Consider the following 19,634-nt stretch of genomic DNA (forward strand, 5'->3'; position numbering starts at 1 on the left):
CAGAAACACGTACTCAGCACACACGAAGGGCCGGGGCGAACCCCGGCCCTTCTCACCTCTCGTGCCTCAGCCGACGAGGCGGGCGATCGCCTCGTCGACCGGCAGCTCCTCGCGCTCGCCGGTGCGGCGGTCCTTGAGCTCCAGCAGGCCGTCCTTGACGCCGCGGCCCGCGACCAGGATCTTCGGCACGCCGATGAGCTCGGCGTCGGTGAACTTCACGCCCGGCGAGACCCCGGCGCGGTCGTCCACGATCACGCGCACGCCCGCCTCGCCCAGCTTCTCGGCGACCTCCAGCGCGGCCTCGGTCTGCGCGGCCTTGCCGGCGGCGACCACGTGCACGTCGGCGGGGGCGATCTCCTTCGGCCAGCACAGGCCCTGCTCGTCGGCGGTCTGCTCGGCCAGCGCGGCCACGGCGCGGGAGACGCCGATGCCGTACGAGCCCATGGTGACCCGCACCGGCTTGCCGTCCTGGCCGAGCACGTCGAGCTCGAAGGCGTCGGCGTACTTGCGGCCGAGCTGGAAGATGTGGCCGATCTCGATGGCGCGGTCCAGCACGATGCCGGTGCCGCACTTGGGGCAGGGGTCGCCCTCCTCGACCACGACGACGTCGATGTGGTCGTCGATCTCGAAGTCGCGGCCCGCGACGACGTGCCGGGCGTGCTTGCCCTCCTTGTTGGCGCCGGTGATCCACTCGGTGCCGGGGGCGACGCGCGGGTCGGCGATGTACCGGAAGGACTTGCCGGCCAGTCCGTCCTGCGGGCCGACGTAGCCGCGTACGAGGTCCGGGCGGCCCTCGAAGTCCTCGGCCGTCACCAACTCGACGGTGGCCGGGGAGAGTTGCTCCTCCAGCTTGCCCATGTCGACCTCGCGGTCGCCGGGCACGCCGACGGCGGTGATCTCGCCGTCGACCTTGACCAGCAGGTTCTTGAGGGTGGCCGAGGCGTCGACGCCCAGGTGCGCGGCCAGCGACTCGATGGTCGGGGTGTCCGGGGTGTCCAGCTCCTCCACCGCGGGGTGCCCCTCCAGGGACCGCGGCTTCACGGCGAAGGGGACGGCCTCGGTGTTGGCCGCGTACCCGCAGGAGGGGCACTGCGCGAAGGTGTCCTCGCCCGCGGGCGCCGGGGCCAGGAACTCCTCGGAGGCCGAGCCGCCCATCGCGCCCGAAGTGGCCGAAACGATGCGGTAGTCCAGGCCGAGGCGCTCGAAGATGCGCTGGTACGCGCCGCGGTGCAGGGCGTAGGACTCCATGAGCGCCTCGTCGGAGACGTCGAAGGAGTAGGAGTCCTTCATGGTGAACTCGCGGCCGCGCAGGATGCCGGAGCGGGGGCGGGCCTCGTCCCGGTACTTGGTCTGGATCTGGTAGATCACGACCGGCAGGTCCTTGTAGGACGCGCACTGGTCCTTGACGAGCTGGGTGAAGATCTCCTCGTGCGTGGGACCGAGCAGGTAGTCGCCGCCCTTGCGGTCCTTGAGGCGGAAGAGCTGGTCGCCGTACTCCTCCCAGCGTCCGGTCGCCTCGTACGGCTCCTTGGGCAGCAGGGCGGGGAGCAGGACCTCCTGGGCGCCGATGGCGTCCATCTCCTCGCGCACCACGCGCGTGACGTTCTCCAGCACGGTCTTGCCGAGCGGCAGCCAGGTCCAGATGCCCGCGGCGGTACGGCGCACGTACCCGGCGCGGACGAGCAGCTTGTGGCTGAGCGTCTCGGCGTCCGCCGGGTCGTCGCGCAGCGTCTTCAGCATGGACCGGGACAAGCGCTGCACTCGGGCTGCCATGAGGTACTCCTGCTCGGGACCGCGTCTGTTCGTGGGGCCCCATTAGGTGTTCGTCGGATGTGCTGCCCGAGCTTATCCGGCCCCCGCTGCGCCGCGAAAACGACTTCCGCGCTCCGCGTTCAGCCCCGGCTCAGCGGCAGCGGCGCGCCCATCACCGCGTACGGGCTCGGGGCGCTCGGGAACAGCACCCTGCGGGCCAGGTCCCGGTAGCCGAGCCGGTGGTAGAGGGCGCGGGCCGGGCTGTCGGTGTCGATCGCGGAGAGCAGCGAACGGGGCTCGGCCGCGCCGTCCGTGATGCTGGTGATCAGCTCACGGCCGATGCCGCGCCGCTGGTAGCGCGGGTGCACATGCAGCTCGGTGATCACGAACGAGTCGTCCAGCCAGTCCTCGTGGCCGTTCTGCCGCAGATACGGCTCGACCACCGTGGACCACCACTGGCCGCGGTCGTTGGGCATCCCGTACACGAAGCCCGCCAGCCGTCCCTCGCGGGTGGTGGCGCCCAGCGCGCGGGCGCCGGGCGAGGTGAGGTGCCGCAGCACGATGTGCCGCCGCACGCCGATCTCGTCGTCGGTGAGGCCGAAGGCGAGGGCCTGCACGGCGAGCGCGTCGTCCACCCGCGAGGCGAGATCGAGCGGACCGACGACGACGGACTCCCCGGGGTCGGTGTCCCCGCGCGAATGCAGCATGCGGGGAGGTTACTAGAACGGGGCCGCACGGCCTCCGTAACGGACGTACCGGGAAAGGACGTTCGGGTACGCGGCGCACCGCACCCGGCCCGACCGCTCAGAACGGGCAGCTCAGAACAGCACGCTCATGAAGGCACCGCACTCGCGGAAGCCCACCCGGCTGTAGGCGGCGCGCGCCGCGGTGTTGAAGTCGTTCACATAGAGGCTGACCACGGGCGACACGTCCGCGAGCGCATAGCGCAGCACCGCGGCCATGCCCGCCGTCGACAGGCCCTCGCCGCGCCGGTCGGGGGCGACCCACACGCCCTGGATCTGGCAGGCCTGCGGTATGGCGGCGCCGATCTCCGCCTTGAAGACGACCCGGCCGTCCTCGATGCGCGCGAACGAGCGGCCGGCGCCGACGAGTTCGGCGACCCTGGCCTGGTAGACGAGGCCGCCGTCGCCGGCCAGCGGGGAGACCCCGACCTCCTCGGTGAACATGTCGACGCACGCCGGCATCACCACGTCCAGCTCGTCCTTGCGCACCCGCCGCACCAGCGGGTCGGGGCGCACCTCGGCCGAGGGCCTGTCGGTGATCATCAGCGGCTGCGGTGCGCGCACCTCGCGGGCCGGGCCCCAGTGCGGCTCCAGATACGACCACAGCGCCGCGGTCGGCCCCTCGGGCCCGACGATGGAGGAGCAGCGCCGCCCCTGCCTGCGCGCGCGCTCCGCGAAGGCGCGCACGGCCTCGGGGCCCGCGCAGAGCGGTACGAGGTTGGCGCCCGCGTAGCAGAGGGCTTCGAGGCGGCCGCGGTGATACCAGCCCCACATCTCGCCGCCGAGCCGCCAGGGGTCGAGCCCGGAGACCCGGACGCGGGCGGTGACGAAGGCGTTGTTCACGGGCTCGCGGTGGAGCACCGCGAGGACGTCGTCGAGCTCGGCGGGGTCGACGACGCGGGTGGATGTGGTGGTCAGCACGTTAGGTCTTGCCTCACCGTGACGGGCCCGGTGGCCGGGAGGGAGCAGCTTTTCGCACTGTATCTCCCTCGCCAGGTTTCCACCCGGTCCGCTTTCATGCCGGACGGGGTACGGGGAATGCGTCCCGTACCCCGCCTGACTGAACGGTTCAGCTCATGCGTCGGCGAGAGGGTCAGCCCGCGACGGAGATCGAGGGCTCGCCGGAGGCGACGCCGTCCTTCTCCATCTGCTCGGCGATCTTCTGCGCCTCGTCGATCAGGGTCTCCACGATCTTCGACTCGGGGACGGTCTTGATGACCTCGCCCTTCACGAAGATCTGGCCCTTGCCGTTGCCGGAGGCGACGCCGAGGTCGGCCTCGCGGGCCTCGCCCGGGCCGTTCACGACGCAGCCCATGACGGCGACGCGGAGCGGGACCTCCATGCCGTCCAGGCCCGCGGTCACCTCGTCGGCGAGCTTGTAGACATCCACCTGGGCGCGGCCGCAGGAGGGGCAGGAGACGATCTCCAGGCGGCGCTGGCGCAGGCCCAGCGACTCCAGGATGGAGATGCCGACCTTGCACTCCTCGGCGGGCGGCGCGGAGAGCGAGACCCGGATGGTGTCGCCGATGCCCTCGGAGAGCAGCGCGCCGAAGGCGACGGAGGACTTGATGGTGCCCTGGAAGGCGGGGCCCGCCTCGGTCACGCCGAGGTGCAGCGGGTAGTCGCACTGCGCGGCGAGCTGCCGGTACGCGTTGATCATCACGACCGGGTCGTTGTGCTTGACCGAGATCTTGATGTCGCGGAAGCCGTGCTCCTCGAAGAGGGAGGCCTCCCACAGCGCGGACTCGGCCAGCGCCTCGGGGGTGGCCTTGCCGTACTTCTCCAGCAGGCGCTTGTCGAGGGAGCCCGCGTTCACGCCGATGCGGATGGGGGTCTTCGCCGCGGAGGCCGCCGCGGCGATCTCCTTGACCTTGTCGTCGAAGCTCTTGATGTTGCCCGGGTTGACCCGGACGGCGGCGCAGCCGGCGTCGATGGCCTGGAAGACGTACTTCGGCTGGAAGTGGATGTCCGCGATCACCGGGATCTGGGACTTCCGGGCGATCACCGGGAGCGCGTCGGCGTCGTCCTGGGTCGGGCAGGCGACCCGGACGATCTGGCAGCCGGACGCGGTCAGTTCGGCGATCTGCTGGAGCGTGGAGCCGATGTCCGAGGTGCGGGTCGTGGTCATCGACTGCACGGACACGGGTGCGTCGCCGCCGACGGCCACCGGACCGACCTGGATCTGGCGGCTCTTGCGGCGCTCCGTGAGTTTGGTCGGTACGTCCGGCATTCCGAGCGAAATCGCTGTCATCAGGCGTGCAACCCCATGGTGTGGAACGAGGTCCCGAGATCGACGGGCTCCGGTTGGAGAGGTTACGACACGGCACCCGGTCGCAGCACATCTCGCCTGTGATTTACGGAAGAAGTACGGAAAAGTTGGACGGCCGGTCCGAAAGGGACCGGCCGCCCTTCACTCGGCAACGGGGCCTGACCGTCCGCTTTCGCGCGGTCACACGGGGTTCCCCTCCGCTGGTGGACGTGCTAGCTCATGAGCCGCGCTAGCCCGTCAGCCGTACGGGGTTCACCACGTCCGCCACGAGCACCAACAGCGTGAAGCACACGAAGACCCCGGCGACCACGTACGCCACCGGCATGAGCTTCGCCACGTCGAAGGGGCCCGGATCGGGCCGGCGCACGACCTTGGCGAAGGCGCGGCGCAGCCACTCCCACACGGCGCCCGCCATGTGGCCGCCGTCGAGCGGGAGCAGCGGCAGCATGTTGAAGAGGAACAGCGACAGGTTGAAGCCCGCGACGAGCAGCAGCATCGTCGCGACCCGCTGGGTCGGCGGGATGTCGAGCGCGAACACATCGCCGCCCACCCGCGCGGCGCCGACGACGCCCATCGGGGAGTCCTGCTTGCGCTCGGCGCCGTCGAAGGCGGCGTTCCACAGGTCGGGCACCTTGGAGGGCAGCGCGACCAGCGCCTGGACGCCGTCCGTCATCATGCCGCCCATGCGCTCGGCCGCCTGCGGGAAGGACTGCTGCACGACGCCGCTGGCCGGGGTGAAGCCGAGGAATCCTGCGGTGACGAACTGGCCCTGCTCGTATCCGCCGTGTCCGTCGGACTTGGCGACCTTGTTCTCTATCAGGTCGGCGCTCAGCGTCTTCCGCTCACCGTGCCGGTCGACGGTGATGGTGGCGGCGCCCGTGGTGTCCCGGATCTTCTGCTGGAGCTCGCCCCACTCGGAGACCGGGCGCCCGTCGAAGGCGACGATCTTGTCCCCGGGCTTGAGGCCCGCGGCCTTGGCCGGGGAGTCCTTGGCCTTCGCCGGGCACTTGTCGCTCTGAGCCGAGGCGGGGATCACGCAGTCGGAGACCGAGGAGACCGTGGTGGTCTGGGTGTTGACCCCGAAGGTCATCAGCACCGTGAGGAAGATGACGACCGCCAGCACCAGGTTCATGAAGGGCCCGGCGAACATCACGATCAGCCGCTTCCACGGCGCGCGCGTGTAGAACAGCCGCTTCTCGTCCCCCGGCTGGAGCTCCTCGAAGGCCGCGGCGCGGGCGTCCTCGATCATGCCGCGGAACGGCGAGGTGGAGCGGGCGCGCAGGCTCCCGTCGTCGCCGGGCGGGAACATCCCGATCATGCGGATGTAGCCGCCGAGCGGGACCCACTTCACGCCGTACTCGGTCTCGCCGCGGCGCTTGGAGAACATCGTGGGGCCGAAGCCGACCATGTACTGCGGCACACGGATGCCGAACATCTTCGCCGTGGAGAGGTGGCCCAGCTCGTGCCAGGCGATGGAGAAGAGCAGACCGAAGACGAAGACGACTATCCCGAGGATGGTCATGAGGGTCGTCATGCGCGTGCCTCCGCCGCTGCGGTCGCCAGTTCACGGGCGCGTGCGCGCGCCCAGGTCTCGGCGTCGAGGACATCGGAGAGCGTGAGCCCGGTTCCGTTGGGCGTTCCGTGTTCCTCGACGACAGCGGCAACCGTATCCACGATCCCCGTGAACGGCAGCCGCCCGTCGAGAAAGGCGTCGACGCACTCCTCGTTGGCCGCGTTGAACACGGCCGGAGCCGTCCCGCCCAGCTCGCCGACGTGCGCGGCGAGCGGCACGGACGGGAACGCCTCGGTGTCCAGCGGATAGAAGTCCCAGGACATCGCCGACTGCCAGTCGAAGACAGGACCCGCGTCCCGCACCCTGTCGGGCCAGCCGATGCCCAGCGCGATCGGCAGCCGCATGTCGGGCGGCCCGCACTGCGCCAGGGTCGAACCGTCGGTGAACTCCACCATCGAGTGGACGGCCGACTGCGGGTGCACCACGACCTGGATGCGGTCGAAGGGGATGTCGTAGAGCAGGTGCGCCTCGATGACCTCCAGGCCCTTGTTGACCAGGGTCGCCGAGTTGATCGTGATGACCGGGCCCATGTCCCAGGTGGGGTGCGCGAGGGCGTCCTGCGGGGTGACCTCGGCCAGCTCGTCCCTGCTGCGCCCGCGGAACGGCCCGCCGGACGCGGTGACCAGCAGCTTGCGGACCTCGCGGCGTGTGCCGCCCATCAACGCCTGGAAGAGCGCGGAGTGTTCGGAGTCCACGGGCACGATCTGGCCCGGCTTGGCGAGGGCCTTCACCAGGGGGCCGCCGACGATCAGGGACTCCTTGTTGGCGAGCGCCAGGGTGCGGCCCGCCTCCAGGGCCGCGAGGGTGGGCGCGAGCCCGATGGACCCGGTGATGCCGTTGAGCACGGTGTGGCAGTCGCTCGCCGCGAGCTCGGTGGCCGCGTCGGGCCCGGCCAGCACGTGCGGGATGGGCTCCCCCACGCCGTACTCCGCGCGCAGCGCCTCGCGGAGCTTGATCGCCATGTCCTCGCGGGCCACGGCGACGGTGCGGACCTGGAGCCTGTGCGCCTGCCCGGCGAGCAGCTCCACCCGCCCCCCTGCGGCGGAGAGTCCGGTGACCCGGAAGCGGTCGGGGTTGCTGAGCACGACATCGACCGCCTGGGTGCCGATCGATCCGGTCGAGCCGAGGATGACGATGTCGCGCGGTCCTCCGGGGTCACCGGACGGGCGCAGGTGCGGGTCCGCGAGGGAAGCTGGGCTGTCGGTCATGGACCCATTGTGGCTGCTCGGGTACGCGCTCCCGACCACCCGTTCCGGCTCTCATGCATCTCTCATCTCCGACGCGGGCGCGTACGGGGGTGAGCGCGGATTCCGGGGCGCGTGCCACGTCGCCGGGAGCCGCCGGGGACCGCGCGGCCCCCGGCTCGACTCCGGTCAGCGGATGGGCCGGTGGACGTTCTCCTTCGCGCTGGGCCCCGGGGTGGCCGGCGCGATCCACGGGCCGTCCGTCGAGGGGTCGATGACGCCCTCCTCCAGCCAGGTGTACTGCCCGTCCAGGATGCCGCGCACGACCTTGCCGTCCAGCTCGTCGGTGTTGGTCCACAGCCGCCCGAACAGCTCCTCGACCCTGATGCGGGACTGCCGGCAGAACGCGTGCGCGAGCTGGTAGGCGGCCTGCCCGTCCTCGCCGTCCCTGCGCAGCCGCTCGGCCCGTACGCAGGCGGCGCTCATCGCGAAGAGCTCGGCGCCGATGTCCACGATCCGGCCCAGGAAGCCCTGCTTGGTCTCCATCTTCCCCTGCCACCGCGACATGGCGTAGAAGGTCGAACGGGCCAGCTTGCGGGCCGTGCGCTCCACATAGCGCAGGTGCGGCGCGAGGTCGCCGAACTCGGTGAAGGTGCCCGGCACTTGGCCCGCACCCGCGACCAGGGTGGGCAGCCAGCGCGCGTAGAAGCCGCCCGCCGCGACCGCCGCCTTGCCCTTCTCGCCCATCGACTTCCCGGGGTCGATCAGGTCGCCGGCGACCGAGAGGTGCGCGTCCACGGCCTCGCGGGCGATCAGCAGGTGCATGATCTCCGTCGAGCCCTCGAAGATGCGGTTGATGCGCATGTCGCGCAGCATCTGCTCGGCCGGTACGCCGCGCTCTCCGCGCGCCGCGAGGGACTCGGCCGTCTCGAAGCCGCGGCCGCCGCGGATCTGCACCAGTTCGTCCGCCATCAGCCAGCCCATCTCGCTGCCGAACAGCTTGGCCAGGGCGGCCTCGATGCGGATGTCGTTGCGGTCCTCGTCGGCCATCTGGGAGGCCAGGTCGACGACCGCCTCCAGGGCGAAGGTGGTGGCCGCGATGAAGGCCATCTTCCCGCCGACCGCCTCGTGCTTGGCGACGGGGCGGCCCCACTGGACGCGCTCGGCGCCCCATTCGCGGGCGATCTTCAGGCACCACTTGCCCGCGCCGACGCAGGTCGCCGGGAGGGAGAGGCGGCCGGTGTTGAGGGTGGTCAGCGCGATCTTGAGGCCCGCGCCCTCGGCGCCGATGCGGTGCGCGGCGGGGACCCGCACCCGGTGGAAGCGGGTCACGCCGTTCTCGATGCCGCGCAGCCCCATGAAGGCGTTGCGGTTCTCCACGGTGACGCCCTCGGCGTCGGCCTCGACCACGAAGGCCGTGATCCCGCCCTTGCTCTCCTCCGACTTGGGCACCCGGGCCATCACCACGAGCAGGTCGGCCACGACGCCGTTGGTGGTCCACAGCTTCACGCCGTCGAGCACGTAGTCGTCGCCGTCCCGTACGGCGGTGGTGGCCAGCCGCGCCGGGTCGGAGCCCACGTCGGGCTCGGTGAGCAGGAAGGCGGAGATGTCGGTACGCGCGCAGCGTGGCATGAACCGCTGCTTCTGCTCCTCCGTGCCGAACAGCTTGAGCGGCTGCGGTACGCCGATGGACTGGTGCGCGGAGAGCAGCGCGCCGACGGCGGGGCTGGCCGAGGAGAAGAGGGCCAGCGCCTTGTTGTAGTACACCTGGGTCAGCCCGAGGCCGCCGTACTCGGTGCCGACCTTCATGCCGAGCGCGCCGAGCTCCTTGAGGCCCTTGAGCACGTCGTCCGGGATCCGGGACTCGCGCTCGATCAGCGCGCCGTCGACCCTCGTCTCGCAGAACTCCCGCGCCTTGCGCAGGAATTCCTCGCCGCGCCGTACGTCGTCGGCCGCGGGCACCGGGTGCGGGTGGATCAGGTCGAGCCTGAAGCGGCCGAGGAACAGCTCCTTGGCGAAGCTGGGCTTGCGCCAGTCCTGCTCGCGCGCGGCCTCGGCCACTTCGCGCGCTTCCCGCTCGGAGACGGTGTGCTCGGAGACGGTCATCTCACTCACCTCGCCGCGGTGCGTGTCGGAGAACTACCGATGGGTTCTACTCGCTCGTATCTACCCGATTCACGGGGTGTGTACCAGGCTCCGCGCGGGAAGGGCCGCTTCCACGCGCACTTTGCGCTGTGACCGCCGGGCCGTCTCGTGCGGGGTTGCGTCCCGCTGCGGCGGGATTCGGGTGGGTGGTTGCGGCGGCCTTGCGCCTTGCGACGGCTCCCCGCGACGCTTCGCGCCGCGGTCCGCTGCCGTGGTCTTTTACGGCCTCCAGTCCGCCGCGAAGGCCGCGGACGGGTTGCGGCGCAGGATCTGGTCGGCCGCCTTCGCCCCGAGCCTCCGCTCCAGGTGTGTGCGGAGCGCGCCGGGGAGGTGGCGCAGGCCGTGTTCGCGGTGCGCCTCGTACGTGGTGAGGTCGCCGCCGACGAGGAGCCGGTCGCCGTGGCCGGCCTCCGCGAGCGCGGCCAGGCTGTCCAGCAGCCGCGGCGCCGAGGGGCCGTCGAAGGCCAGCCACGCGCCCGAGCGCGCCGCCTCGCGCTGCGTGCGCGGGTCGGGGCAGCGGCCGAGGTGCCCGAGCAGTACGCGGTGGGGCGGCACGTCCAACTCCCCGCAGAGCAGGGCGAGTACGTCCGTGCCCCCGGTGCCCCGCTCCAGATGTACGGCGATGGGCGCACCCGTCGCGTGGTGGGCGCGGGCCGCGGCACGGTGGGTGCGGCGCGCGTGCGCGTCCAGCCCCTGGGGGCCGTCCGCGACCTTGATCAGCCCGGCACGGGGCGCCTCTCCGCACGCGGCGCCCCGTACACCGCGCGTCAGCTCCCCGGTGAACAGCTCGGCCAGCCCGTCCACGTCCCACGCTGAGCCTTCCGCGTAATGCCGCGCCTGGTGCAGCCCCGTCGCGGCCACGAGGTGCACGCCGGTGCGCCGGGACAGCTCCACCAGCGCGCCGGAGCGGCGGCCCATCCCGTACGGGGTCCACTGCACGACCGTGCCGCCACCCGCCCCGGCGAAGCTCCGCAGCCCGGCCTCGGCATCCTCGAAGCCGTCCAGCTCCTGACCCGGGAGCCGCGGGCTGCTTAGGAAGAGGTGGTTGTGCGCATCGCAGAGGCCCAGGTCAGGGCCGGGGATGTCGCCGAGCACGGTGCGGACGGCGGCGGTCATCCGCGTACACCGGCCGCCGTACGGGCCTCCAGGAGCGCGAGCAGGCCCTCGACCGACTGGCGGAAGGGCGCGGGGTCGGCGGCGGAGCGGGCCAGCACATAGCCGCCCTGGACCACGGCGACGACGGCCGCTGCCGTGCCCTCGGGGTCGAGGCCCGCGTCGAACTCGCCGCCGTCCCGGCCCTCTTGGAGCACCGCGGCGATCCTTCCGCGCAGCCAGGCGAAGGTCTCCTCCAGCGGGCCGCGCAGCGCCGCGTCGGCCACCACGTCGGGGTCCTGCGCGAGGCCGCCGACGCGGCAGCCGAGCAGCGCCTCGCGCTCCCGCAGCAGATAGCGGCGCACCCGCGCGTACGCGCCACCGTCGCCGCCCAGGTCGCCCTCGGCGATCGCGCGCACCCGTTCCGCGCTGCGCAGGACCGCGGCGCGGGCGAGCGCGGGCTTGCCGGTGAAGTGGTGGTACATGCTGCCCTGGCCCACCCCGGCGCGCTGCTGGATGGCCTTGGGGCTGGTGCCCACATAGCCGCGCTCCCAGAGGAGTTCGCAGGTCACTTCGACCAGCCGCTCGGCGGCGCCCGCCAAGTGGCCGGATGCGGGAGGGGTTTCGGGGAGGGGCTGCCTGGGCGTCATGCCGTACATACTAGTTGGTACAGCGAGGGCGCGTACGGGACGCGGAACGCACACGGCCCGGCCGGGGAGACGGGACCGGCCGGGCCGTGGCGGAACGGGGTGGAGATCAGCCCTCGGGACTCAGCCCTCGGGACTCAGTCCCCGGGCGGGGCGATCAGGCCCCGGCGGTAGGCCGGGACCAGTCGCGGCGGCACCTTGATCTCGCGGCCCTCCACCGTGACCGGCACCAACTGGGGCGCGGACGCCTTCCACTGGGAGCGGCGGTGGCGGGTGTTGCTGCGCGACATCTTGCGCTTGGGGACAGCCATGAGGGACCTCCGGGCGGGGACACCGGAAGGCTACATGAAAACGATTGTCGATTGCCAGGGGGTGGCAGACCTCAGAGATCCAGGCCCGCGAGCACCATCACGCGCTCGTACGTGTAGTCCTCCATCGCCGAGCGCACTCCCTCGCGGCCGATGCCGGACTGCTTCACGCCGCCGTACGGCATCTGGTCGGCGCGGTAGGAGGGCACGTCGCCGACGATCACGCCGCCGGTCTCCAGCGCGCGGTGCGCGCGGAAGGCGGCCTGGAGGTCGTGCGTGAACACCCCCGCCTGGAGGCCGTACTTGGAGTCGTTCACCGCGGCGAAAGCGGCCTCCTCGCCGTCCACCCGGGTCAGGGTCATGACCGGCCCAAAGACCTCCTCGCGGCCCAGGTTGGTGCCGGCGGGCACGTCGGCCAGCACGGTCGGCGCGTACGAGGCGCCCTCGCGCTTGCCGCCGGTCAGCAGCGTGGCGCCGGCCGCGACGGCCTCGTCGACCCAGGACTCGACGCGCTCGGCGGCCTGCTGGTGCACGAGCGGGCCGACGTCGGTGGCCGGGTCGGAGGGGTCGCCGGTCCGCAGCGCCTCGACCGCGGCGACGATCCTGGGCACGAGGCGGTCGTACACGGCCTCGTCCGCGATCACCCGCTGGACCGAGACGCAGGACTGCCCCGCCTGGTAGTTGGAGAAGGTCGCGATGCGCTGGGCCGCCCAGTCGAGGTCGGCGTCGGAGGAGTAGTCGCCGAGGACGACCGCGGCGCCGTTGCCGCCGAGTTCGAGGGTGACGTGCTTGCGCGGGACCGAGTCGAGGATGGCGTAGCCGACCGGCTCGGAACCGGTGAAGGAGATCACCGGCAGCCGCTCGTCCTGCACGAGTGCCGCCATCTTCTCGTTCGGCACCGTCAGCACCGACCAGGAGCCCTCGGGCAGGTCGGTCTCGGCCAGCAGCTCGCCGAGCAGCAGCGCGGAGAGCGGGGTGGCCGGGGCGGGCTTGAGGATGATCGGGACGCCCGCCGCGATGGCCGGGGCGACCTTGTGCGCGCACAGGTTGAGCGGGAAGTTGAACGGCGCGATGCCCAGCACCGGGCCGCGCGGGAAGCGGCGGGTGAGGGCGAGGCGGCCTGTGCCGCCCGCGTCGGAGTCCAGGCGCTGCGCCTCGCCGCCGTTGAAGCGGCGCGCCTCGTCGGAGGCCCAGCGGAACACCGAGACGCAGCGGCCGACCTCGCCGCGCGCCCACTTCATGGGCTTGCCGTTCTCGGCGGAGATCAGCTCCGCGATCTCCTCGGCGCGCTCGGTCAGCCGCGCGACGACGTGGTCCAAGGCCGCCGCCCGTATGTGCGCGGGGGTGGCGGAGAACGCCTCGGTCGCGGCGGCGGCAGCGGCCACCGCCTCCTCGACCTGCTCGTCGGTGGACAGGCTCACCGCGCCGACGAGGCGGCCGTCCCACGGCGAGAAGACGTCGAGCGTGTCGTCGCCTGTGGCCTGGCGGCCGGCGAGCCAGAACGCGTGCGGGGAAGTCGCTGTCGTCACTGCGGATCGCCCTTCGGGAATGGGGAGTTCGGTGCTGTGGCGCGGCGGGCGGGGCCGGGCCCCGGAGGACCCGTGGGCGATTCGTACGCCTTGTCGCCCGCCGTCCACAGCAACCGTAGGCGCAGGAAGCGGAACGGCTTCTTATCCGTGGCGGCAGATTCCGCCGGGAGGCATGCGCCGCGGTGTCCCCTTGCCGCGTACGAGGTGTCGGGTACGGGGGCGTCGGCTACCGGGCCGGCCCCCTTGTCCCGTACGTGCAGTCCCGTGCGTGCTCGTCCGTACGAGGCCGAAGGCTCTAGCTCGTGGCCTTGAGGGCGAGCCAGAGCTCCATGCGGACGTCGGGGTCGTCGAGGGAGCGGCCGAGGATCTCCTCCACGCGGCGCATCCGATACCGCAGGGTGTGCCGGTGCACGCCCAGGTCGGCGGCCGCGGCGTCCCACTGGCCGTGCCGCGAGAGCCAGGCGCGCAGCGAGGCCACCAGGTCGCCGCGGCCGTTCGCGTCGTGCTCGCGCAGCGAGCGCAGCAGCCCGTCGGCGAAGGCGCGCACCGCGTCGTCGGAGAGCAGCGGGAGGATGGAGCCGGCCGCCACGTCCTCGTGCTCGACCAGCGGCACCCCGCGCCGTCTGGCGACCGAGAGCGCCTGGTCGGCCTGCTTGAAGGCGACCGCGACCGCGGGCAGTCCGGCCGGCGCCGAGACGCCGACGACCGCGGTCTCCTCGGGTGCCGAGCCCGCTCCCCCGGCGTCGCTCTCGCCGTCCTCGGCGATGGCCGCCGCATACCGGGCGCAGGCGGCGACCGCCGCGCCGCCGTCCGCGGCGAGCACGATGAGCCGCCCGCCGTCCGGCACCACGAGCACCGCCTCGCCGTTGCGCGCGGCGGCCGTCTCCATGGTGTCGGCCAGCGTGTCCAGCGGACCCGCGAGCGGGGTGGAGGGCAGCTCGTCGGGGACCGGGACGCCCAGGCCCTCCGACGTGGTGATCAGCGTGGGCGCCCCGCTCGCCGGATCCCCCGCGACCCGGGCCTGGCCCACGGCGCGGTGCGCGCGGTGTGCCGAGCCGGTCGCGGGCTCCGCGGTGATCACCCGCATCGGGGCGTCCAGCAGCCCGCCGTACAGCCGCCCGGCGACCGCCCTCGCGTGGTCGGCCTCGCCCGCGAGCAGCATCCTCATCACCGCGGCGCCCAGGCGCTGTTCGGCCTCCTGGAGCGCGCGGGAGCGCTCCGTGGTGAGGGTCAGCAGGGCGATGGCGGAGTGCACCGCATACCGCTCGGCCGTGCCAAGCGGCGCCGCGGTGCCGACCGCGAGGACCGCCTTGGCGCGGCGGCCGCTGCCCACCGACTGGAGCTCGACGCGGTCGTCGCCCGCCTCGGTCTCGCTCACCACGGCGCTGGCCGGCGCGGGCCGGTCGCGCAGCCGCTCGGCGTCCGTGACGAAGCGCGCGGCCCGGCGCACCGCCCAGGTGGGGGCGGTGGCGACCACGGCGCCGGACGCGTCATACAGCGCGGCCCACCCGTCCACCTGCGAGGCGAGCCGTGCGAGGAGCGCGGAGGGACCCTCGTGGGAGAGCGCGGCGCGGGTCATCTCGCGCTGCGCGTCGAATCCGGCGGTGACCGCGCGGTACTGCTCGGCCGCGATGTCGGCCGAGACCGCCTTGCTGATGGCGATGAAAGGGGTGCGGCGCGGCACCTCCAGGAGCGGCAGGTCCACCGCGCGGCAGGCGTCGACGAGCGCGTCGGGCACCTTCTCGTAGTTGACGCCGGCGGCGAAGCCGAGGCCCACGACGCCCTTTTCGGCCAGCCGCCGGACGTACCCGTGCATCCCCTCGGTGTCCTCGGCGTCCAGCTTCAGCGCGGTGATCAGGAGCAGCTCGCCGCCGTCCAGATACGGGGTGGGGTCCGTGAGTTCGCTGGCGTGTGCCCAGCGCACGGGGGTGTCCAGCCGGTCATGCCCCGCGAGCACGGAGAGCCGGAGTGCGGAGTGCTGTACGAGCGTGGCAAGAGTCGGTGGCATAACGGTCCTCACCGTACAGGCGCCGAAGCCAAATCGGTCATTTCCGTTGTCACGCTCTCACTTCGTTCACTTCGTCAGTCTCCAAGCCTTGTCAGGATCGGCGGCGTGCGCTCCCCGCGCGCCGTGGTCAGCGAGAGCACCGCGTGCTCGGGGCGCAGTTCGTTCGCCAGCTCCGAGGCGGACCAGCGCTCGCGCTGCTCGCGGCGCACGGTGACCGACTCGGTGGTCGCGCGGACCCCGGTGAACAGGGTCCTGATGCCCCGCACCCAGCGGACGACCAGCCCGCCGTGGAAGGCGGGCGCGTGCGTGACGTCCTCGGTCTCCACCCAGTCGCGGCCCCAGGACTGCGCGAACACCTCGCCGTCCCAGGTGGTGATCCCGGCCAGCGCCAGGCGGCAGCCGACCGCGCCGAGCACCGTCGCGCGCAGTCCCTCCGGCACGTCGCCCAGGGTGCGGAGGCCGAGCACGACGCCCGCGTTCACGGAGCGGAGGCGGCGGATCTGCGCGACCGAGGACTCGGTGAGGGTCTGCGCCGCGTCGTCGAGCGCGAGGCAGGCGAAGAGCGAGCGGTCCTCGCGGGCGAGCGCGGCCGCCGAGAACTGCGCGAGCAGCAGCCGCGCGAGCAGCCTGGACGCCTCGGCGTGCGTGCGCTCCGGGAGGTCGACGCGGATCCTGACGGGCCGGTCGAGGGCGCGCATGGAGAACGGGGCCGGGCCCTGCCGTCCCGTCGGTACGCGGCCGCCCTCGCCGTCACTGCGCACGGCCACCTCGCCCGTCGCACCGTCGGCCGCACCGGGCACCGAGCCTGAGGTCGCGCCGGACGCCGAGCCTGGGGCCGCGCCGGACGCCGGGTCGGCCGCCGAGCCGGATGCCGTGCCCGACGCCGTACCGAAGAACCCCGCGAAGGCGGGCCGGTCCAGCAGCGCGATGCGGTCGGCGAGGAGCGGCCCCGGGTCGCCGGGGCGGCCCGACTGCCGCTCGCGCGCGTCGAGTTCGCGGAGCGCGGCGCCCGCGTGCCGGCTGCCGGCCGCCTCGCACGCCTCGCGCAGCGCGGCGACCGCGGCGGGCACGCCGTCGGCCAGCTCGCGGAGCTCGGGCACCCGGGGGAAGCGGCCGTGCGCGACGCGGAACGGCCCGATGATCTGGGCCAGCACCGTGGCGGCGCGCCGCACGTCCGCCTGCGGGTCGGCGCCGACCAGCGCCTCGGCCAGCAGCGCCGCCGCCTCGTCGGGGTCGGTGGCGCCGCCGTAGAGGTCGAGGTCGTACGCGGACTCCGGGTGGCCCGGCTTGATCACCATGTCGTACGCGCCGTCGGGGCCGAGACCGCCGCCCTCGGCGCCGACGGCCACCACGGCGGCCCGCCCGGTGAGCGCCTGGAGGCAGAACGACTCGACGACGGGGCGCACCACCCTGCTGGTCTTGCCCGCGCCCGAGGGGCCGACCACCAGCAGCGAGGTGCTGAGCACGCCGGGCTCCAGGGCGACGCCGGTGCCGCGGTAGGTGTGCGGGTTGCGTCCCGTGTCGGCCGCCTCGCCGAGCCTGACCTGGCCGGTGAGGAGGTCGTGCCGGGCGCTGCGGTGCGGCAGGTCGCGGGCGCCCGAGAGGTGCGCGCAGGCCGCGGCGCCCTTGCGCAGCACCTCGTCGGTGAACACGGGGCGGCGCTCGGGCCGTTGGCCCACCGACTCCCAGGCGCGGCGGATGCGCGCGTAGTCCACGTCGCTCATCCGGCCCGCGGCCGCCTCGGCGTCCAGCTTCTCGGCCGCGGCGTGCTCGCCCGCGCCGCGCAGCTCCGGCCAGGCGTCCCGGTGCTCCTGCGCGCCCTGCGCCTGCCTGCCCTTCGCTGGCGCGCCCTGGGAGGGCTGCCCGGAGGCGCCGTCCCCGCGCAGCGAGCGGATCCAGGCACGGGGGAACCGCCGCCAGACCTCGGGCCAGCGGCCGGCCCGCGCCGCCACGTACAGGATGAGGGCGAGCGGGATGCCGTACACGATCAGGTAGTTGAAGAGCAGGCTCCCCACCTGGGAGTGGGAGTCGCCGCCCCAGGCCCAGGAGGTGGGGAAGACGCCGTAGATCCAGTCGAGGACCGGGATGTACCCGTTCATGATCAGGGACCAGACCAGCCAGGCCACCAGCAGGGCCAGCAGCGCCCCGCCGAGGAGCTGCCGGGTGCCGACCCTGTCGGGGTCCTCGGGCTCGCGCGGCTCGTGGCCGTACCGCCAGATGCCGGGCTCGGCCTCGGGGCGGCTGCCGCGCAGCCACTCGTCCAGCGGCGGACGGGCCGAGGGCAGATGCGCGGGCCTGGGCGGGACGGGCGGCGCGGACACGCCGTGCCCCTGCCGCTCCCCCGCGCCCGGCTGCTGCCTCCCCTTGTGGAGAAGACCGTCCTCACGGTCGTCCCGCCCGCGGTGCGGAGACCCCTGCTCCATGTGCCGCCTCTGCTCCCTCGCGCTGCGCCTGTGCCCGGCGGCGCCCGGCCGCCCCGCCTGAGGGCGGGGCGCGGGTGCCTGCGCCCAATCTAGCTGCCGGGGACGACAGTTGGGCCCCGGCCACCGGCGGGTATCGCCCCCTGGCATCCGGCGGGCGGCGCGGCGGCCGCGACTCTGTGCCGCCCTGGGCCCGCCGTGTGCCGCGCGGGGCCCGCCGTGGCGGGGCTCCCTGCCAATGTCCGTCGCGGCCAACACGCCGCGGGCACTGCTCCTCAGCGGTAGATGGTTGACCGGCCACCCTGCGCCTAGCCTGCGACAGACGTACCTGCACACCCTCTTTCTCCTGAGGAGAGCGTTATGAGCACGATGACGGAACTGTCCGGAGGGCCCGCCCTTCCCCAGGAGCGCCGCGTCGTCACCGCGATTCCGGGACCGAAGTCCCAGGAGCTGGCGGCCCGCAAGGAGGCCACCGTGGCGGCCGGCGTCGGCGCCGTGCTGCCCGTCTTCGCCCGGCGCGCGGGCGGCGGTGTGCTGGAGGACGTGGACGGCAACTCCTTCATCGACTTCGGCTCCGGCATCGCGGTGACCTCGGTCGGCAACAGCGCCGAGCACGTGGTGCGCCGCGTGACCCAGCAGGTCGCCGACTACACCCACACCTGCGTGATGGTGACCCCGTACGAGCCGTACGTGGAGGTCTGCGAGGAGCTGGCGAAGCTCACCCCCGGCGACCACGCGAAGAAGAGCGCGCTGTTCAACTCCGGCGCCGAGGCGGTGGAGAACGCCGTCAAGATCGCGCGGGTGCACACCGGGCGCCAGGCGGTCGTCGTCTTCGACCACGGCTACCACGGCCGCACCAACCTCACGATGGCGCTGACCAGCAAGAACATGCCCTACAAGCAGGGCTTCGGACCGTTCGCGCCCGAGGTCTACCGGGTGCCGCTTGCCTACCCCTACCGCTGGCTGACCGGTCCCGAAAACTGCGCCGAGGAGGCCTCGGCGCAGGTCATCGACCAGATCACCAAGCAGATCGGCGCCGAGAACGTGGCCGCCATCGTGATCGAACCGGTGCTGGGCGAGGGCGGGTTCATCGAGCCGGCCAAGGGCTTCCTGCCGCGCGTCGCGCAGTTCGCCAAGGACAACGGCATCGTGTTCGTCGCGGACGAGATCCAGTCCGGGTTCTGCCGTACGGGCCAGTGGTTCGCGTGCGAGGACGAGGGCATCGTGCCCGACCTGATCACCACGGCGAAGGGCATCGCGGGCGGCATGCCGCTGGCGGCCGTCACCGGGCGCGCGGAGATCATGGACTCGGCGCACTCCGGCGGCCTGGGCGGCACCTACGGCGGCAACCCGGTCGCCTGCGCCGCGGCGCTCGGCGCGATCGAGACGATGCGCGAGCAGGACCTGAACGCCCGCGCCAAGCGCATCGAGGAGATCATGAAGCCCCGGCTGGAGAAGCTGGCCGGGCAGCACGACGTGATCGGCGACGTGCGCGGCCGCGGCGCGATGCTCGCGATCGAGCTGGTGAAGCCGGGCACCAAGGACCCCAACCCGGAGGCCACGGCGAAGCTGGCCAAGGCGTGCCACCAGAGCGGCCTGCTCGTGCTGACCACCGGCACCTACGGCAACGTGGTGCGCTTCCTGCCCCCGCTGGTCATCGGCGAGGAGCTGCTCAACGAGGGCATCGACGTGCTGGAGAGCGCGCTCGCCGCGCTCTGACGCGCGCCGACCGTACGCCGGCCACGCGCGGGCCGCACGCCGACGCACACCCGCACGCTCCGAGGCGCTCTCCGGCGCCTCGGAGCGCAGCGTGAAGAATGTGTGCGGGGGCCATGTCCGGACCGTAATCCGCCTGTCCGGGTCCGGGCCCCTGCCGTACGGTTTCTCCAGATGCCGGGTAACGGGGGACGGCGTCCCTCACGCCCGGTCCGAGCCGTCTCTCCCCAAGAACGGCCCGGTCGTGC

General features: G+C 72.9%; 14 protein-coding genes. 1 reads left to right on the plus strand and 13 read right to left on the minus strand.

Annotation, left to right across the window (positions count from 1 at the left end; genetic code table 11):
* Positions 1-66: 66 nt before the first annotated feature.
* From ABEE00_RS18930 to ABEE00_RS18990, 13 genes are all read right to left on the minus strand, one after another.
* Positions 67-1,773 (minus strand): proline--tRNA ligase, encoded by a 1,707-nt coding sequence (locus ABEE00_RS18930; protein WP_345746709.1) that lies wholly within the window; start codon positions 1,771-1,773, stop codon positions 67-69.
* 119 nt (positions 1,774-1,892) lie between these two features.
* Positions 1,893-2,459: a GNAT family N-acetyltransferase gene (locus ABEE00_RS18935; protein WP_345746710.1), complete on the minus strand. Its 567-nt coding sequence runs from the start codon at positions 2,457-2,459 to the stop codon at positions 1,893-1,895.
* Positions 2,460-2,570: 111 nt separating this feature from the next.
* Complete coding sequence (locus ABEE00_RS18940; RefSeq protein WP_345746711.1) at positions 2,571-3,416, minus strand: GNAT family N-acetyltransferase; 846 nt, start codon at positions 3,414-3,416, stop codon at positions 2,571-2,573.
* A 172-nt stretch (positions 3,417-3,588) separates the two neighbouring features.
* Positions 3,589-4,746, minus strand: coding sequence for a flavodoxin-dependent (E)-4-hydroxy-3-methylbut-2-enyl-diphosphate synthase (gene ispG / locus ABEE00_RS18945; protein ID WP_345746712.1), 1,158 nt, complete (start codon positions 4,744-4,746; stop codon positions 3,589-3,591).
* A 247-nt stretch (positions 4,747-4,993) separates the two neighbouring features.
* Complete coding sequence (locus tag ABEE00_RS18950) at positions 4,994-6,298, minus strand: M50 family metallopeptidase (protein WP_345746713.1); 1,305 nt, start codon at positions 6,296-6,298, stop codon at positions 4,994-4,996.
* Positions 6,295-7,545, minus strand: coding sequence for a 1-deoxy-D-xylulose-5-phosphate reductoisomerase (gene dxr / locus ABEE00_RS18955; RefSeq protein WP_345746714.1), 1,251 nt, complete (start codon positions 7,543-7,545; stop codon positions 6,295-6,297). The genes ABEE00_RS18950 and dxr overlap by 4 nt, the downstream gene beginning before the upstream one ends.
* A gap of 165 nt (positions 7,546-7,710) precedes the next feature.
* Positions 7,711-9,627, minus strand: coding sequence for an acyl-CoA dehydrogenase family protein (locus ABEE00_RS18960; RefSeq protein WP_345746715.1), 1,917 nt, complete (start codon positions 9,625-9,627; stop codon positions 7,711-7,713).
* 258 nt (positions 9,628-9,885) lie between these two features.
* Positions 9,886-10,782 carry a phosphotriesterase family protein gene (locus ABEE00_RS18965; protein WP_345746716.1) on the minus strand — a complete coding sequence of 299 codons (897 nt, stop codon included), beginning with the start codon at positions 10,780-10,782 and terminating at the stop codon, positions 9,886-9,888.
* Positions 10,779-11,408, minus strand: a complete 630-nt coding sequence (locus ABEE00_RS18970) for a TetR/AcrR family transcriptional regulator (protein WP_345746717.1) — start codon at positions 11,406-11,408, stop codon at positions 10,779-10,781. Before ABEE00_RS18970 ends, ABEE00_RS18965 begins: the two co-directional genes overlap by 4 nt.
* A gap of 134 nt (positions 11,409-11,542) precedes the next feature.
* Entirely contained in the window at positions 11,543-11,716 is a 174-nt protein-coding gene (gene rpmF, locus ABEE00_RS18975) for a 50S ribosomal protein L32 (RefSeq protein WP_345746718.1), read from the minus strand.
* 71 nt (positions 11,717-11,787) lie between these two features.
* Complete coding sequence (locus ABEE00_RS18980; protein WP_345746719.1) at positions 11,788-13,242, minus strand: aldehyde dehydrogenase family protein; 1,455 nt, start codon at positions 13,240-13,242, stop codon at positions 11,788-11,790.
* Positions 13,243-13,537: 295 nt separating this feature from the next.
* The gene (locus ABEE00_RS18985) at positions 13,538-15,250 is read right to left on the minus strand and encodes a PucR family transcriptional regulator (RefSeq protein WP_345746720.1); all 1,713 of its coding nucleotides are present in this window, start codon (positions 15,248-15,250) and stop codon (positions 13,538-13,540) included.
* Between the two features lie 74 nt (positions 15,251-15,324).
* Positions 15,325-17,673 carry an ATP-binding protein gene (locus ABEE00_RS18990; protein ID WP_345746721.1) on the minus strand — a complete coding sequence of 783 codons (2,349 nt, stop codon included), beginning with the start codon at positions 17,671-17,673 and terminating at the stop codon, positions 15,325-15,327.
* Positions 17,674-18,039: 366 nt separating this feature from the next.
* Between ABEE00_RS18990 and gabT the strand changes: the two genes are divergently transcribed.
* Complete coding sequence (gene gabT / locus ABEE00_RS18995) at positions 18,040-19,389, plus strand: 4-aminobutyrate--2-oxoglutarate transaminase (protein ID WP_345746772.1); 1,350 nt, start codon at positions 18,040-18,042, stop codon at positions 19,387-19,389.
* Positions 19,390-19,634: the final 245 nt, after the last annotated feature.

Origin of the sequence: Streptomyces odontomachicola, from assembly GCF_039605595.1 — a bacterium.
Taxonomy (GTDB): domain Bacteria; phylum Actinomycetota; class Actinomycetes; order Streptomycetales; family Streptomycetaceae; genus Streptomyces.

What these genes read in the sequence shown, in the direction of transcription:
- ABEE00_RS18930 (WP_345746709.1), bottom strand. Translation starts at nt 1,773, where the DNA reads ATGGCAGCCCGAGTGCAGCGCTTGTCCCGGTCCATGCTGAAGACGCTG.
- ABEE00_RS18960 (WP_345746715.1), bottom strand. Translation starts at nt 9,627, where the DNA reads ATGACCGTCTCCGAGCACACCGTCTCCGAGCGGGAAGCGCGCGAAGTG.
- ABEE00_RS18985 (WP_345746720.1), bottom strand. Translation starts at nt 15,250, where the DNA reads ATGCCACCGACTCTTGCCACGCTCGTACAGCACTCCGCACTCCGGCTC.
- ispG (WP_345746712.1), bottom strand. Translation starts at nt 4,746, where the DNA reads ATGACAGCGATTTCGCTCGGAATGCCGGACGTACCGACCAAACTCACG.
- rpmF (WP_345746718.1), bottom strand. Translation starts at nt 11,716, where the DNA reads ATGGCTGTCCCCAAGCGCAAGATGTCGCGCAGCAACACCCGCCACCGC.
- ABEE00_RS18935 (WP_345746710.1), bottom strand. Translation starts at nt 2,459, where the DNA reads ATGCTGCATTCGCGCGGGGACACCGACCCCGGGGAGTCCGTCGTCGTC.
- gabT (WP_345746772.1), top strand. Translation starts at nt 18,040, where the DNA reads ATGACGGAACTGTCCGGAGGGCCCGCCCTTCCCCAGGAGCGCCGCGTC.
- ABEE00_RS18965 (WP_345746716.1), bottom strand. Translation starts at nt 10,782, where the DNA reads ATGACCGCCGCCGTCCGCACCGTGCTCGGCGACATCCCCGGCCCTGAC.
- ABEE00_RS18990 (WP_345746721.1), bottom strand. Translation starts at nt 17,673, where the DNA reads ATGGAGCAGGGGTCTCCGCACCGCGGGCGGGACGACCGTGAGGACGGT.
- dxr (WP_345746714.1), bottom strand. Translation starts at nt 7,545, where the DNA reads ATGACCGACAGCCCAGCTTCCCTCGCGGACCCGCACCTGCGCCCGTCC.
- ABEE00_RS18950 (WP_345746713.1), bottom strand. Translation starts at nt 6,298, where the DNA reads ATGACGACCCTCATGACCATCCTCGGGATAGTCGTCTTCGTCTTCGGT.
- ABEE00_RS18970 (WP_345746717.1), bottom strand. Translation starts at nt 11,408, where the DNA reads ATGACGCCCAGGCAGCCCCTCCCCGAAACCCCTCCCGCATCCGGCCAC.